The sequence below is a fragment of the Fusobacterium sp. genome (genome assembly GCF_032477075.1).
GTDB lineage: Bacteria > Fusobacteriota > Fusobacteriia > Fusobacteriales > Fusobacteriaceae > Fusobacterium_A.
On sequence record NZ_JAWDXO010000013.1, the window covers coordinates 1 to 14,950 of the forward strand.

A 14,950-nucleotide genomic window follows, 5' to 3' on the forward strand; every position below is an offset into this window, starting at 1 on the left:
AAATGGCTAAAGCAAAATTCGAAAGAAGCAAACCCCATGTAAACATTGGAACAATTGGACACGTTGACCACGGAAAAACAACAACAACAGCAGCTATCTCTAAAGTTTTATCAGACTTAGGACTAGCTCAAAAAGTTGATTTTGATAAAATCGACGTAGCTCCAGAAGAAAGAGAAAGAGGAATTACAATTAATACAGCTCACATTGAGTATGAAACAGAAAAAAGACACTATGCTCACGTTGACTGTCCAGGACATGCTGACTATGTAAAAAACATGATTACAGGAGCAGCGCAAATGGATGGAGCTATACTAGTTGTATCAGCAGCAGATGGACCTATGCCTCAAACAAGAGAACATATCTTACTATCTAGACAAGTAGGAGTTCCTTATATAGTAGTATATTTAAATAAAGCAGATATGGTAGACGATCCAGAATTACTAGAACTAGTAGAAATGGAAGTAAGAGAATTACTAACAGAGTATGGATTTCCAGGAGATGATATTCCAGTAATAACAGGATCATCACTAGGAGCACTAAATGGAGAACAAAAATGGGTAGATCAAATAATGGCGCTGATGAACGCAGTAGATGAGTATATCCCGACTCCAGAAAGAGCAGTAGATCAACCATTCTTGATGCCGATAGAAGATGTGTTCACAATAACAGGAAGAGGAACAGTAGTAACAGGAAGAGTAGAAAGAGGAATAGTAAAAGTAGGAGAAGAATTAGAAATAATAGGAATCAAACCTACAGCAAAGACAACATGTACAGGAGTAGAAATGTTTAGAAAACTACTTGATCAAGGACAAGCAGGAGATAACATAGGAGCTCTATTAAGAGGAACAAAAAAAGAAGATGTAGAAAGAGGACAAGTATTGGCGAAACCAGGAACAATACTACCACATACAGGATTCAGATCAGAGGTTTATGTACTGACTAAAGAAGAGGGAGGAAGACATACACCATTCTTTACAGGATACAGACCACAATTTTACTTTAGAACAACAGATATAACAGGAGCAGTATCATTGCCAGAGGGAGTAGAAATGGTAATGCCAGGAGATAACATAGAAATGAGAGTAGAATTAATTCACCCAATCGCAATGGAAACAGGATTAAGATTTGCAATCAGAGAAGGTGGAAGAACAGTAGCTTCTGGTGTAGTTGCTGAAATTACTAAATAAAGGAGCAGATATTTTCTGCTCCTTTTTTTTCAGAACTAAGGGAGAAAAAATGGATTTTCTGATGAAATTTTTTGATAAAGTAAGTTTTGTAGGAATAGTAGTTTCTTTTACAGCTTATTTTTTAGGAATAAGATTTCCTGATTGGGATTTTAAATTTAATTTAAGACATAGAAGTATTCTTACACATAGTCCTTTAATTCTTCTTATGTTAATAAGATTTTATGAGAGGGATAGTAATGATACTTTTAGATATTTTCTTATAGGTTTTGCGCTAGCATTATCTCTTCATTTTATTTTTGATTTGTATCCTAAAGGATGGGGCGGAGGAGCCCTGATTAAAATACCAGTTGTAGGGATAAGTTGCAATCCACAGATAACAAAAACTCTATTAGTGTTTTTTACAGCATTAAGTACTATTATTGCTATTGCTTATACAAAAAATAGTATGGAATTTTTGTATCTGTTTTCTTTGGGGATATTTACTATCCTCAAGAATATGAAAAAAGAAGGAAAACTTATAAGACCTTTATTTTCCTATTCTTTTTTTCTTTTAATCATAGGCTGTATCAAATACAAGGATATATTTAAATTTTTAAAAGATGGTATTGGCTTGATTTTAAAAAGGATAGACATGTTTTTTTGACCTAAAAAAATACCTTTTCTTGACAATATTATGTATAAAATAATATAATTTAGAGAGAATATAAATATTTGAAAGGAGAAATAAATGAAAGATATCAAAACTCTAGAAGAAAAAGCAACTAATATAAGAAAATCTATTGTAGAAATGATCTGTGAAGCAAAATCAGGGCACCCAGGAGGATCACTTTCAGCAACAGATATTTTAACAGTTCTATATTTTTCAGAAATGAACATAGATCCTACTAATCCTAAAATGCCAGGGAGAGATAGATTTGTATTATCAAAAGGACATGCAGCACCAGCATTATATGCCACACTTGCAGAGAGAGGATATATTGATAAAACTATTTTGGGAACTTTAAGACAATATGGATCAATATTACAAGGACATCCTGATATGAAAAAAGTTCCAGGAATAGAAATATCTACTGGATCATTAGGACAAGGATTATCAGTAGCAAATGGTATGGCATTAAATGCTAAACTTTCTGGAGAATCTTACAGAACATATGTTATTCTAGGAGATGGTGAATTACAAGAAGGGCAAGTATGGGAAGCTGCAATGACAGCAGCACATTATAAACTTGATAATGTATGTGCATTCTTAGATCTTAATAATCTTCAAATAGATGGAAATGTAGATAAAATTATGGGTGTTGAGCCTGTTGATGCAAAATGGGAAGCTTTTGGATGGAATGTTATAAAAATAGATGGACATAACTTTGAAGAGATTCTTTCTGCTTTAGCCAAAGCAAAAGAAGTAAAAGGAAAGCCAACTATTGTAATAGCTAAAACTATAAAAGGTAAGGGAGTATCTTTCATGGAAAATGTTTGTGGATTTCATGGAGTAGCACCAACTAAAGAAGAAACTGAAAAAGCATTAGCAGAACTTAACAGTAAATAATTAATCTAAAAGAATCCAGGAGGGAAAAATAAATGAGTAAAAAAGCTACAAGACAAGCTTATGGAGAAGCTTTAGTAGAGCTTGGAAAAATAAATAAAGATATCGTAGTATTAGATGCAGATTTAACTAAATCTACAAAAACTAGTATGTTTCAAAAGGAATTTCCTGAGAGACATTTTAATGTAGGTATAGCAGAAGCGGATCTTATGGGAACAGCAGCAGGATTTGCTGCTTGTGGAAAAATTCCTTTTGCTTCTACATTTGCAATGTTTGCAGCAGGAAGAGCATTTGAACAAATAAGAAACACAATAGCTTATCCTAAATTAAATGTAAAAATTGCTCCTACTCATGCAGGAATATCTGTAGGAGAAGATGGAGGATCACACCAGTCCATAGAAGATATAGCTCTAATGAGATCTATTCCAGGAATGATAGTTTTATCTCCAGCTGATGCTGTTGAAACTAAAAAAATGATATTTGCAGCAGCAGAATATGAAGGACCTGTATATATTAGAATGGGAAGATTAGATGTAGAAACAATATTTGATGAAGAAACTTATGATTTTCAAATAGGTATAGCTAATACTGTAAAAGAAGGAAATGATGTGACAATAGCAGCAACAGGTCTTATGACTTATGAGGCTATAAAAGCAGCTGATATTCTTGCACAGGAAGGGATATCAATAAGAGTTATAAATGTAGGGACAATAAAGCCTCTTGATGGAGAAACTATACTGAAAGCAGCTAAAGAAACTAAATTTATAATTACAGCAGAAGAACATTCTGTAATAGGAGGACTTGGTTCAGCCGTATCTGAGTTTTTATCAGAAGTATATCCTACTAAAGTTAAAAAACTTGGTATTTATGATAAATTTGGACAAAGTGGAAAAGCAAATGAACTTTTGGAAAAATATGAACTTACAGCAGCTAAATTAGTATCAATGATTAAAGAAAACATGTAAAAATGAAAAGTCGGCTGACCAAAAAGTTTATTGTTCTGATTAGGTCAGCCTTTAATCATAACGAAAAAATTTTTATGATGAGGTGGATATGAATAACTTATTAAAAATTGAAAAGAATTATACTAAAAATAGAATACAGTTGAAGAAAAAAACATTTATACTTTTGGTTATTTCCTTTATCATCTTAAATTTTTTCTTGTCTTTTGTGATCAATATTTCTTCTATTACTAAAAAAATTGAGAATAGTTATTTTTTTACAACAGATTTGAGAAGTAATCTAAATGAAGAGGAAAAAAACAAAACAGAAATAGAAGTTCTAAATATAGAAGGAGTAAAAAAAGTAAGATATTTATCTAAAGAGGAAGCTTTTAAAAAACTTCAATTTCAATTAGATATCGCAATTCCAAAAGGAGAAAATCCTTTGTCAGATTCGCTGTTGATTTATTTTGATAATCCAGCAAAATTAGAAAAAATACAAGAAAATTTAGAAAGTAATCAAAATATCAAGGAAGTTTTTATAGATGCCAATTTTATAGCATATAAAGAGAGGGAAATGAAATTTTATAAAATAATACTTGTAAGTATTATCTTAGGAATGACGCTACCTTCAATGGTTATGATATATTATATCTTCTACAATGCAGTATCCATAGAGTTTCTCAACAATGTGGATATAATTCTTGATGAAAGAATAAATGCAGCCAGATCTAAAAAAGTAAATTTACTGCCATTTACAGCAGCATCTATAATAGGGACCCTTATATTTTTTAATGGATATATTTATCTCAGAGAACAAATGCTCAAAATAAGCACTAGATATTTGATATTAAGCTTAGGAGAGATAATTCTTATAGAAGGGCTTATTATACTTATGATAAATGTTCTCATTTGGGTTAATCCTTTAAAACTGAAAAAAGTTTCTAAGGAGGAATCTTGAAAAGAGTAGTTCTGTTTTTTATGTTTTTTAGTGTTTTGTCTTTTTCAGACTCTGTATCAGATATGGAAAAGAAAGTAAAAAATATAGAACATCAAATAAATCAGAAAAACACTAGAATAAAGACTATTGATGTGGAAAAACAAAAGATAGCTAAACAGATAAAAGATATTGAAAAAGATATTGAAAATATAGAGAAGGAAAGAGAGAAAATAGTTGAAGAGATAAAAACTGTTTCAAAAAATATAGAATATGGAGAAAAGAATTTGGCAATAAGTTCTGATGAAATGAAAAGAAAAAAGCTGGAATATAAGGCTAAACTTATAGCATGGAATAGATATGTTTATGATAAAGATGAAGAAATTATAACAGAAGCTCTTCTAAGAAAGAACTTTAAAAATCTTCTAAATGGGGATTTGAAAAAAATGGATTATATTCAATCAGTACAAGTAGACATAAGGAAAGTAAAAAAAGACATTGAAAATGAAAAATTAAAATTGAGTACTCTTAGAAATAAGCTTGCTCAAAATTTAAAAAATATAGACAGAATGAAAAAAGAAAAAAATTCGCTTATAGCAAGACTTAATAATGAAAAAACTACTCATGTAAAAACTATAAGCAAACTTCAAAAGGAAAAAGAAAGAATAGAAAAACAAATCAAACAGATCATTGTTGCTAGAAGTAAGGAAGATAAACAGGTAGTAAATAAAAGTCAGGCTTATTCTAAGTTAGGAAAGGTTTTAAAACCAGTAGAAGGAAGAATTGTAGTAAATTTTGAACAAGAAAAAGAACAAGGAGTAACAAGTAATGGAATAGAAATACTGGCACAAATGGGAAGGAAAGTAATAGCTTCTTCTGGAGGAAAAGTAATTTATTCAGATAACTTCCAAGGACTTGGAAAAGTGGTAATGATAGATTATGGATATAATATGATTGGAGTATATGGAAATCTTATATCCACTAATGTAAAATTAAATCAGACAGTAGGAAAAGGTGCAGAAATAGGGGTACTTGGACTTTCAACAGAGGGAAAACCAAATCTTTATTATGAGTTGAGGTTTAATCTGAAACCAATAGATCCTGTTCCAATGTTTTAAACTTGGGGGGCAGAATAGATGAAAAAAGTGTGTATAATTTATAATTTTGAAAAAAAAATAGCAAAAGAATTGTATGAAGAAAGTATTAAATATTTTCATAAAAAAAATATAGAAGTAGTTTCTGGAGAAAGAAGTACTGAAGCTGATTTTGCTGTAGTTATAGGGGGAGATGGAACACTTCTAAGATCCTTCAAACATTTTATATTCAGATCTCAAATTTATGTTATTGCAATAAATGCTGGAAGTTTAGGATTTCTAACAGAGATAAAAAAAGAAAAAGTATTTGAAGAGTATGATAATTTTTTAAATGGGATTTTCAAATATGAAAAAAGATATATATTAGAAATAAGAATAAACCATAAGAAATATTATGCATTAAATGAAATTGTTATATCTAAAGGAGGAGTAACCTCAAAGGTGCTGAGAGTTAAGTTTTCTTCTGATAATGAATATATGTGTACATATAAGGGAGATGGAGTTATAATTTCTACCCCTACTGGGTCTACAGCATATTCAATGTCAGCAGGAGGACCTATAGTGAAGTCTAATATGAAAGCTATGATAGTAACTCCTTTAGCACCTCATAATCTTAATACAAGACCTATTGTAATCAGTGGAGAGGAAAAACTGCAGATACAAATGGAAGATACAGATAGAACAGGTCAGATAGTGGTAGATGGACAAGTAAGTACAAAAGTAAATAGTGAAAGCATAATAGATATTGAATACTCAAATATGACTTTAAACCTTGTAATACCTAAGGATAGAAATTATTATAGTGTCCTTAGAGAAAAATTAAAGTGGGGAGATAATCTATGTTAAGAGAGCTTAAAATAGAAAATCTGGCTATAATTGATGAACTTGATTTAGAATTTGGTAATGGACTTATAGTTCTCACAGGAGAAACAGGAGCAGGAAAATCTATTATCCTCAGTGGAATAAATCTTCTTATAGGAGAAAAAGCTTCTGTAGATATGATAAGGAGTGGAGAAGATCACCTCCTTGCTCAGGGAGTTTTTGAAATAAATGATGAACAGGCAGAGGAGCTCTCTGCCCGTTTTGGCATAGAAACAGAGGATAATGAAGTAATTGTAAGAAGATATTTAGATACTAATGGAAAAGGAAAAGCCTTTGTAAATAATATAAGAGTATCACTCAACAGTCTTAAAGATGTTATGGGAACTTTAGTGGATATAGTAGGTCAACACTCTCATCAGATGCTTTTAAATAAAAGTAATCATATCAGGCTTCTTGATAAATTTTTAGGGGATGACGGAAAAGTTTTGAGAGAGAGCATTGGAAGAAAATATAATGAATACAAAGATCTTGTCTCACAAATAGAGAATATTGAAAAAACAAGGCAGGAAGCTATAGAAAAAAGAGAATTTTATGAATTTCAACTTGCTGAGATTGACAGAGTAAATCCACAACCTGAAGAGGATATTAGACTGGAAGAAGAATATAAAAAATTATTTAATGCTGGAAAAATAAAAGATAAAATACTTGATTCAAATCTGCAATTAAGAGATGGAGAATTTAATGCACTCCATTTTATATATAATTCAAGGAAGAATATAGAGAGTTTATGCAGATATGGAAATGAATTTCAAGAAATTTTAGAAAAACTTGAAAAAGTTTATTATGAACTTGAAGATTGTGTAGATATATTAGATACTATAGATCAAGATATAGATATAGATGAAACAAGATTACAAAAAGTGGTAGACAGACTTGATGCTATCAATAAGATGAAGAGCAAATATGGTGCAACAATTGAAGAAATTATTGAGTTTAGAAATGGAATAGCTGAAAAAGTAGAGTTTTTAGATGAAAATAATTTTGAAGTGAAAAGATTATTAAAATTAAAAGAAGAAGTAGAAAAAAGTTATTGGAAAGATGCAGAAGAATTGAGAAAGTTTAGATTGAAAAAATCTCTTGAAATAGAAAAAGAACTTGAAAAAGAACTTAAATTTTTAAAAATGGGAGATGCAAAATTTCATATTGTTGTGGAAAAAATGGATTCCATGGGAGTGAATGGTTCTGATAATGTAGAATTTCTTATATCAACAAATGTAGGACAAGATATGAAACCTCTGTGGAAAATAGCTTCTGGTGGAGAAGTAAGCAGAATAATGCTTGCTTTGAAAGTAATCTTTTCAAGAGTTGATAATATTCCTATTCTTATTTTTGATGAAATTGATACAGGAGTAGGAGGAGAAACTGTTAGGAAAATAGCCAATAAAATGAGAGAAATAGGAGATCATGCACAAGTGGTATCTATAACACATTCTCCAGCTATAGCAGCAAGAGCACATCAGCAATTCTATATAAAAAAAGAAACAGTAAATAACAATACTTCTACTACAGTCAGAAAATTAGATGCAAAAGGAAGAATAGAAGAAATTGCAAGAATGCTGGCAGGAGAAAATGTAACAGAAGCAGTACGTAAACATGCGGAAGAACTTTTAAATGAGGAGTAAGTATGGATTTTGTGAAAGAGTTTTTAGAAACATCAAAAGAAAATGGAAGGATCATAGATACTACTCATGAAATGTATCAAAGAGATTTGAAAGATTTTAAAGAGTTTATTGGAGAAAAAGACTGGATAGATATTGATAATGATGATATTTTAAAATATATAGAGAAACTTAAAGATAAATATAGTGAAAGATCTATTTATAGAAAAGTAAGTTCTTTGAAAAGTTTTTACAGATATCTTCTTCAAAAAAGAATAGTAGATTTTATGCCTATGAAAGAGATAGAACTTCCAAAACTCCAAAAGACAGCTATAAAGGTTTTGGAGCTCCAAGAGCTGAATAGAATTCTGGAACAGTGTGGGAACAGTTTTGAAGATAAAAGAGATAATCTAGTAATAAGATTATTATGTGAAACAGGATTAAAAATAAATGATATTCTGGAAATTGAAAAGGATATGCTTGAAACTTATGAATATAAAAATATAACTACTACAAAAGGAAAAAGAGTGTATTCAGAATCAATAAGTGAAAAATTAGGAATAGATTTAAAAAACTATGTGGAAATGCTGAAAAATCCAGAAGAAAAAAGAGTGTTTGGGCAACTTTCAAGACAAGGATTCAGAGCGAGATTTATATCATATGGAAAAAAAGCAGGGATAAAACAGGAAATCTCTCCTAATATGATAAAAAGAATAAGTGTGGAGATAAAAGATAAACATGAAAATGATGATATATCTTTTATTGAAAAAATAAGAGAAGCTTATATGAAAATAGGTATAGGAGATGATTAATAAATGAAAGCAGGATTTATAGCAGTTGTAGGGAGACCTAATGTGGGAAAATCTACACTGATAAATAAGCTTGTATCTGAAAAAGTTGCAATAGTTTCAGATAAAGCAGGGACAACTAGAGACAATATAAAAGGGATACTTAATTTGAATGGTAATCAGTACATCTTTATAGATACTCCAGGAATACATAAAGCAAAACACCTTCTTGGAGAGCATATGACTAACAGCGCTATTAGGATATTAAAAGATGTAGATGTAATACTTTTTCTTTTAGATGGATCACAAGAAATCAGTACTGGAGATCAATTTGTTATGGAGAGAGTAATGGAGGCTAAAAGAACACCAAGAATTCTTGTAATTAATAAAATAGATAAACTTTCTGATGAAAAACTTGGTGCTAAAAGAGAAGAAGTAAAAGAAAAACTTGGAGAATTTAATGCAGTAGTTGAGATATCAGGACAATATGCTTTTGGATTACCTAGATTATTAGAGGCAATTGATCCATATATGGAAGAAGGAATTAAATATTATCCTGATGATATGTATACAGATATGTCTGTTTATAAGATAATAACTGAGATAGTAAGAGAAAAAATACTTTTGAAAACAAGAGATGAGATACCTCATTCAGTAGCTGTTGAAATATTAGATGTAGTTAAAAGAGAGAATGGCAGAGATAAATTTGATGTAAATATTTATGTAGAAAGAGATTCACAAAAAGGAATTATTATAGGAAAAAATGGTAAACTTTTAAAGGAAATAGGAACAGAAGCAAGAAAAGATATAGAAGAATTGCTTGGAGAGCCTATTTATCTTACACTTTGGGTAAAGGTAAAAGATGATTGGAGAAAGAAAAAACCATTTTTAAAAGAATTGGGATATGTAGATGGAAAATAATTTAGGAGTATAGTGTAAGTTTTAGAATTTTGGAAATTAGAAGAGTTTATACGTTTAATCAAGTTAACAATTCTAATGAAAAAATTCTGAAACTTATTTTTATTTATTTAATATAATTTTTTATCATCCAAATATTTTGAATTATATGATATAATATTATCTATAATCAAGAAGAATCGAGGGGGAAAAATGTTTAAAAAATTTATAAGTTACTATAAACCGTATAAAAAAATGTTTTTTCTAGACCTGTTTGTGGCAACCATTTCTGCATTATGCGATTTGGTATACCCAATGATAACTAGAGAAATAGCTAATCATACAATCCCTAATAGAGAATTTAGAGCTATTGGAGTATTTGCAGGAGTACTTTTAGGGATATATGTAATAAAAATGTTTTGTGCCTATTTTATGCAGTATTGGGGGCATCTTGTAGGAGTAGGAATGCAAGCTGACATGAGAAGAGATGTATATAGCCATCTTCAAAATCTTCCTATTAGATATTTTGATAATACTCAAACAGGAAGTATAATGTCAAGGATAGTTAATGACTTGCAGGATATATCAGAACTTGCCCATCATGGACCAGAAGACTTATTTATATCATTTTTTATGATAATGGGGTCTTTTCTAGTACTGATTAGAATAAATGTTGGATTGACAATTATAATATTTTGTCTTTTACCACTTATTATAATATATAGTTTATTTCAAAGAAAAAGAATGTTGGCAGCATTTGTAAAAACGAGAGAAAAAACTGGAGATATTAATGCAAGACTTCAAAATAGTATTTCAGGAATAAGAGTATCAAAGGCCTTTGTTATTAATGAAAATGAAAGAGAGAGATTTGAAGAAGATAATCAAAGATTTGTAGATGCCAGAAGCAAATCATATAAAATAATGGCAGAATATGGTGCAGGAGTAGGATTTTTAACCGATCTTTTGGATTATGCAGTTCTTATATTTGGAGGAATATTTGCATATATGGGGAAAATTAATATAGGGGATTTCCTTGCTTATCTTTTATATATAAAAATATTTACTCAGCCAATAAAAAGACTTATAGCATTTGTAGAGCAGTATCAAAATGGTATGAGTGGCTTTAAAAGATTTTTAGATATAATTTCAGAAGAGGAAGAAAGTGATAAAATTAATGCTGATGAAATAGGGAAAGTAGAAGGAGAAATAGACTTTCAGGATGTATCATTTAAACATGAAGATAAAGAGGTTTTGAAAAATATTTCTTTAAAAATACCAAAAGGAAAAATGCTTGCATTGGTAGGTCCTTCTGGTGGAGGAAAAACGACTCTATGTAATCTTATTCCCAGATTTTATACCATTGATGATGGTGATATAAAAATAGATGGAAAGAGTATATATGATGTAAAATTGGAATCTTTAAGAAAAAATATTGGAATAGTACAACAAGATGTATTCTTATTTACTGGAACTATAAAAGAAAATATTTTAGTAGGAAATAGTGAAGCAACAGATGATGAAGTAATGATTGCTGCTAAAAAAGCAAATATTCATGGTTTAATAATGGAAATGCCTGATGGATATAATACTTTTGTTGGAGAGAGAGGAGTAAAGCTTTCAGGTGGACAGAAACAAAGAATTGCCATTGCCAGAATATTTTTAAAAAATCCTCCAATATTGATACTTGATGAGGCAACTTCTGCTCTTGATAATATTACAGAAAGACTTATTCAAAAATCACTTGAAGAGTTATGCAAAGGAAGAACAACAATAGTAGTTGCTCACAGACTTTCTACTATTCAAAATGCTGATGAAATAATAGTTCTTACTGATAATGGGATAGAAGAAAGAGGAACACATAAAGAGCTTTTAGAGAATAAAGGTTTTTATCACAAGCTTCATAACATGAGTAATTTATAGAAAAGAGAGCACAAGCTCTCTTTTTGCTTTTAAGAATTTTTGATGTTTTTATAAAGATGAATAGTAAAGACAGTTTTAAAATCTGTTGTAACATCTTCAATTTCACTTAAGGGGAACCAAGTATCAACTAAGTCTTCTCCAATGTCTAATTTTAAGTTTTGTGGAGTGATAGAGTCATTTTTTAGCTGTATAATATAAATATATAGAGATTCACTTGTATATCCTGGAGACAGGATCAAAGGTTTTTTAGGATTATAAATAAGATTATAATCATTTTTTAAGTATCCAGTTTCTTCTTCTATTTCTCTTTCTAAAGTGTACAAAGGATTTTCTCCATCTTCCATTATCCCAGCAGGAATCTCATACATATACCCTTGGAATCCAGGTCTATATTGTTTTACAAGAAGAGCCTTATTTCCAGTTGCATTTAATACAAGAGCAGCAATTGCATTAGGTTTATCTAAATATTCCAATTGTATTCCAGTAGTTGGATGTTTTTCAACAGCGATTTTAAGGAATTTTAAGTCTTCCAATTTTTCTAATTTCATTTTATCCCCTTCTTTTTATTTTAGTATATAAATTTATTTTAATGTTCTTCATCAAGCTCCTCAAATTTTTTTCTCTCTAAATTTATTGCTTCATAAAGCTGTTTTTTTCTTTTTAAATATTTCAATCTTTCTTTATCTTTATGATTTTTAATCATATCCATTACAGGAAGAAGAAATCCAGCTACTATACCAGCAGAAAATCCATTATTATAAAGATTAAGACCTCCATGAACAGTTCCAATACTTTGTACTACTGCAAGGTGAAGCCATCCAGCTACTATTCCCCAGAAAGTTCCGTATACTCCAGATATTGGAGCAAGAGAAGTACCAAAAAGTCCAGAAAGAGCAACAGTAAATGTATCAGTATTGCTTCCAAATTTAGCAAGGTATACACCTATTAAAACAGGAATAGTGTTGAGGAAATGTTTTCCATAAGCTGAGAACCCTACTATAGTAAGAATACCTGCTAAAAGAGGACCATTGAAAGTTTCCCCAAGTAAAACAACAAACCCCATTGCAACAAATCCCATTATACCCATATTTATGTATGTAAGACCAAAACCATAACGTTGGACATAATCTGCTTTTAATCCTGTGTCTTCTAAAAGTTTTTTATAACCTGCAAATGAACTTCCATTAATAAAGTAACCGATGATTATAAGGCTCAGAAAGACTCCAGAACAGATTAATTTAAGAGCAAGGTCATATTCTACTGAAATTATTCGCTGAGGGGTTATTTGGAACTTATACAGCTTTAAAATGGAAGTAATTACAGCACCTAATATCCCACCAGTGAATCCTAAGTTATATAAGTTGAACCCTTCATGGAAAGAAGCCATTTTTTTAGCAAGAGGAGTAACAATAAATCCTATTAATATTCCTAAAGCTATAGCATTAAGATATGATGTATCAGTAGTATCTACTCTGAAAGCAACTTCACTTACAAAAGGAGCAAGAGCACTGGCAAAAGATATAGTAATAAATATTTCTTTAAAATCTATGTGTTCATAAAGACTGTAGAGAATCCCTCCAAGATAGAAAGGCAGAATGTTTAAGATGTTTTTACCAAAAAATGAAAATCCAAAAACAGTGAAAAAAGAAGCAATTATTAATCCATTTATTTCAATTTTTAACATTTTGATGATGGTGAAATTAAATAAAAATATTAGGAAAGCATTCACAAATGAAGCTCCAATACCTCCTATTACAAGGAAATCTGTAATAAGAACAGCTGGAGATGTTATGATTTTTAAAATTCCAGTAAAAATATTTTCTCTTTCATGAATAACATAGCCCATAAAGGATATAACGATAAAACCTATCAGAATTCCTGATAAGATTTTTATTTTTTTCATTCTTTTTCTATTAAAATTATCCACACTTCCCTCCTTCATAAAAAATATCTAATTAGATATTATTATTTTTTAAGATAAAAGTCAATTATACATTGTATTTAAATTATATATAGGGTTATATTTTTGGATTTAATACATTATTGAATAAAAAAGATTATGTCAAAATAAAAAGTACTTAAATTTTTTTTTATTTTAGAATATAATACGGATAGTCTATATTTAAAAGGTGGAAATCAATGGAATATTATATATATATTATAAGATGCAGAGATAATTCCCTATATACAGGGATAACTACTGATTTAAAAAGAAGATATAAAGAACATGAACAAGGAATAGGAGCAAAATATACAAAATCAAAAGGAGTTTTAGGAATAGAAATATTCTTTAAATGTAATGGAAGAAGCGAAGCATCCAAGATTGAGTATTATATAAAAAAAATGACAAAGGATCAAAAAGAGAAAGAACTCAATAAAATCAATGGGTTTAAAACGTTGATATTAAGAGATTTAGGAATAATTATAAAATAAAAAAACTTTTTTTATTTTTTTAAAAAAAGTTATTGACATAATTTGTTAGTTATGATAATATAGTAAATGTCCTTGACAGAAAGAGATAAGTTGTAAGAGTTATCAAAAAAGTCAAAGATTGCCTGGATGGCGGAACAGGTAGACGCACGGGACTTAAAATCCCGTGGTACTTAGTACCGTGCCGGTTCGATTCCGGCTCTAGGCACCATTATGTTGCGGGGTAGAGCAGTCTGGTAGCTCGTCGGGCTCATAACCCGAAGGTCGTAAGTTCAAATCTTGCCCCCGCCACCAAACAAAATAATAATAAATATATGCGGGATTAGCTCAGTTGGTAGAGCGTCAGCCTTCCAAGCTGAATGTCGCGAGTTCGAACCTCGTTTCCCGCTCCAAAGATGCGTCATTAGCTCAGCTGGTAGAGCACACGACTTTTAATCGTGTTGCCACAGGTTCAAATCCTGTATGACGCACCATTTATGTGTCTGTAGCTCAGCTGGATAGAGCAACGCCCTTCTAAGGCGTGGGTCAGGGGTTCGAATCCCTTCAGACACGCCATGTTTTAACTAATTGTGGATCCATAGCTCAGTTGGTTAGAGCACTCGGCTCATAACCGAGTGGTCGCTGGTTCAACTCCAGCTGGATCCACCATTTTTTTTGCCCCGTTCGTTCAGTGGTAAGGACATCAGATTTTCACTCTGGCAACAGGGGTTCGATTCCCCTACGGGGTACCACT

General features: G+C 30.6%; 14 protein-coding genes and 7 tRNA genes. 19 read left to right on the forward strand and 2 right to left on the reverse strand.

From position 1 onward, the window contains the following. Positions 1–2 precede the first annotated feature (2 nt). From tuf to E6771_RS07120, 11 genes are all read left to right on the forward strand, one after another. On the forward strand, positions 3–1,187 hold the full coding sequence (tuf, locus tag E6771_RS07070) for an elongation factor Tu (RefSeq protein ID WP_316090529.1): 1,185 nt from the start codon (positions 3–5) through the stop codon (positions 1,185–1,187). Positions 1,188–1,236: 49 nt separating this feature from the next. Next, positions 1,237–1,830, forward strand: coding sequence for a hypothetical protein (locus tag E6771_RS07075; RefSeq protein ID WP_316090530.1), 594 nt, complete (start codon positions 1,237–1,239; stop codon positions 1,828–1,830). A gap of 84 nt (positions 1,831–1,914) precedes the next feature. Further along, a complete protein-coding gene (locus E6771_RS07080; RefSeq protein ID WP_316090531.1) occupies positions 1,915–2,733 on the forward strand; it encodes a transketolase in 819 nt (272 codons plus the stop codon). 32 nt (positions 2,734–2,765) lie between these two features. Then, a complete protein-coding gene (locus tag E6771_RS07085) occupies positions 2,766–3,695 on the forward strand; it encodes a transketolase family protein (RefSeq protein WP_316090532.1) in 930 nt (309 codons plus the stop codon). Between the two features lie 88 nt (positions 3,696–3,783). Next, the gene (locus E6771_RS07090) at positions 3,784–4,632 is read left to right on the forward strand and encodes a cell division protein FtsX (RefSeq protein ID WP_316090533.1); all 849 of its coding nucleotides are present in this window, start codon (positions 3,784–3,786) and stop codon (positions 4,630–4,632) included. After that, positions 4,629–5,726, forward strand: a complete 1,098-nt coding sequence (locus tag E6771_RS07095; protein ID WP_316090534.1) for a murein hydrolase activator EnvC family protein — start codon at positions 4,629–4,631, stop codon at positions 5,724–5,726. Before E6771_RS07090 ends, E6771_RS07095 begins: the two co-directional genes overlap by 4 nt. A gap of 18 nt (positions 5,727–5,744) precedes the next feature. Continuing rightward, positions 5,745–6,548, forward strand: a complete 804-nt coding sequence (locus E6771_RS07100; RefSeq protein ID WP_316090535.1) for an NAD(+)/NADH kinase — start codon at positions 5,745–5,747, stop codon at positions 6,546–6,548. Then, positions 6,542–8,206: a DNA repair protein RecN gene (recN, locus tag E6771_RS07105; RefSeq protein WP_316090536.1), complete on the forward strand. Its 1,665-nt coding sequence runs from the start codon at positions 6,542–6,544 to the stop codon at positions 8,204–8,206. Before E6771_RS07100 ends, recN begins: the two co-directional genes overlap by 7 nt. 2 nt (positions 8,207–8,208) lie before the next feature. Next, positions 8,209–8,994 carry a tyrosine-type recombinase/integrase gene (locus tag E6771_RS07110; RefSeq protein ID WP_316090537.1) on the forward strand — a complete coding sequence of 262 codons (786 nt, stop codon included), beginning with the start codon at positions 8,209–8,211 and terminating at the stop codon, positions 8,992–8,994. A 3-nt stretch (positions 8,995–8,997) separates the two neighbouring features. Next, on the forward strand, positions 8,998–9,891 hold the full coding sequence (gene era, locus E6771_RS07115; protein ID WP_316090538.1) for a GTPase Era: 894 nt from the start codon (positions 8,998–9,000) through the stop codon (positions 9,889–9,891). Positions 9,892–10,080: 189 nt separating this feature from the next. Next, positions 10,081–11,787 carry an ABC transporter ATP-binding protein gene (locus tag E6771_RS07120; protein WP_316090539.1) on the forward strand — a complete coding sequence of 569 codons (1,707 nt, stop codon included), beginning with the start codon at positions 10,081–10,083 and terminating at the stop codon, positions 11,785–11,787. Positions 11,788–11,816: 29 nt separating this feature from the next. On the opposite strand, the gene E6771_RS07125 is transcribed toward E6771_RS07120, so the two are convergent. Both E6771_RS07125 and E6771_RS07130 read right to left on the reverse strand, forming a co-directional pair. Beyond that, positions 11,817–12,335 (reverse strand): NUDIX hydrolase, encoded by a 519-nt coding sequence (locus E6771_RS07125; protein WP_316090540.1) that lies wholly within the window; start codon positions 12,333–12,335, stop codon positions 11,817–11,819. A gap of 38 nt (positions 12,336–12,373) precedes the next feature. Then, entirely contained in the window at positions 12,374–13,714 is a 1,341-nt protein-coding gene (locus E6771_RS07130) for a DUF1576 domain-containing protein (RefSeq protein ID WP_316090541.1), read from the reverse strand. A 212-nt stretch (positions 13,715–13,926) separates the two neighbouring features. On the opposite strand from E6771_RS07130, the gene E6771_RS07135 reads away from it, so the two are divergent. From E6771_RS07135 to E6771_RS07170, 8 genes are all read left to right on the forward strand, one after another. Next, positions 13,927–14,220: a GIY-YIG nuclease family protein gene (locus E6771_RS07135; RefSeq protein WP_316090542.1), complete on the forward strand. Its 294-nt coding sequence runs from the start codon at positions 13,927–13,929 to the stop codon at positions 14,218–14,220. Positions 14,221–14,340: 120 nt separating this feature from the next. Then, positions 14,341–14,428 (forward strand) — tRNA-Leu (locus tag E6771_RS07140). Between the two features lie 6 nt (positions 14,429–14,434). Further along, positions 14,435–14,511: transfer RNA gene (locus E6771_RS07145), tRNA-Met, on the forward strand. Positions 14,512–14,533: 22 nt separating this feature from the next. After that, a tRNA-Gly gene (locus tag E6771_RS07150) sits at positions 14,534–14,609 on the forward strand. Positions 14,610–14,614: 5 nt separating this feature from the next. Then, positions 14,615–14,690 (forward strand) — tRNA-Lys (locus E6771_RS07155). A gap of 5 nt (positions 14,691–14,695) precedes the next feature. Beyond that, positions 14,696–14,772, forward strand: a tRNA-Arg gene (locus tag E6771_RS07160). 16 nt (positions 14,773–14,788) lie between these two features. Next, positions 14,789–14,865: transfer RNA gene (locus tag E6771_RS07165), tRNA-Ile, on the forward strand. 8 nt (positions 14,866–14,873) lie between these two features. Continuing rightward, positions 14,874–14,948: transfer RNA gene (locus tag E6771_RS07170), tRNA-Glu, on the forward strand. Positions 14,949–14,950 lie beyond the last annotated feature (2 nt).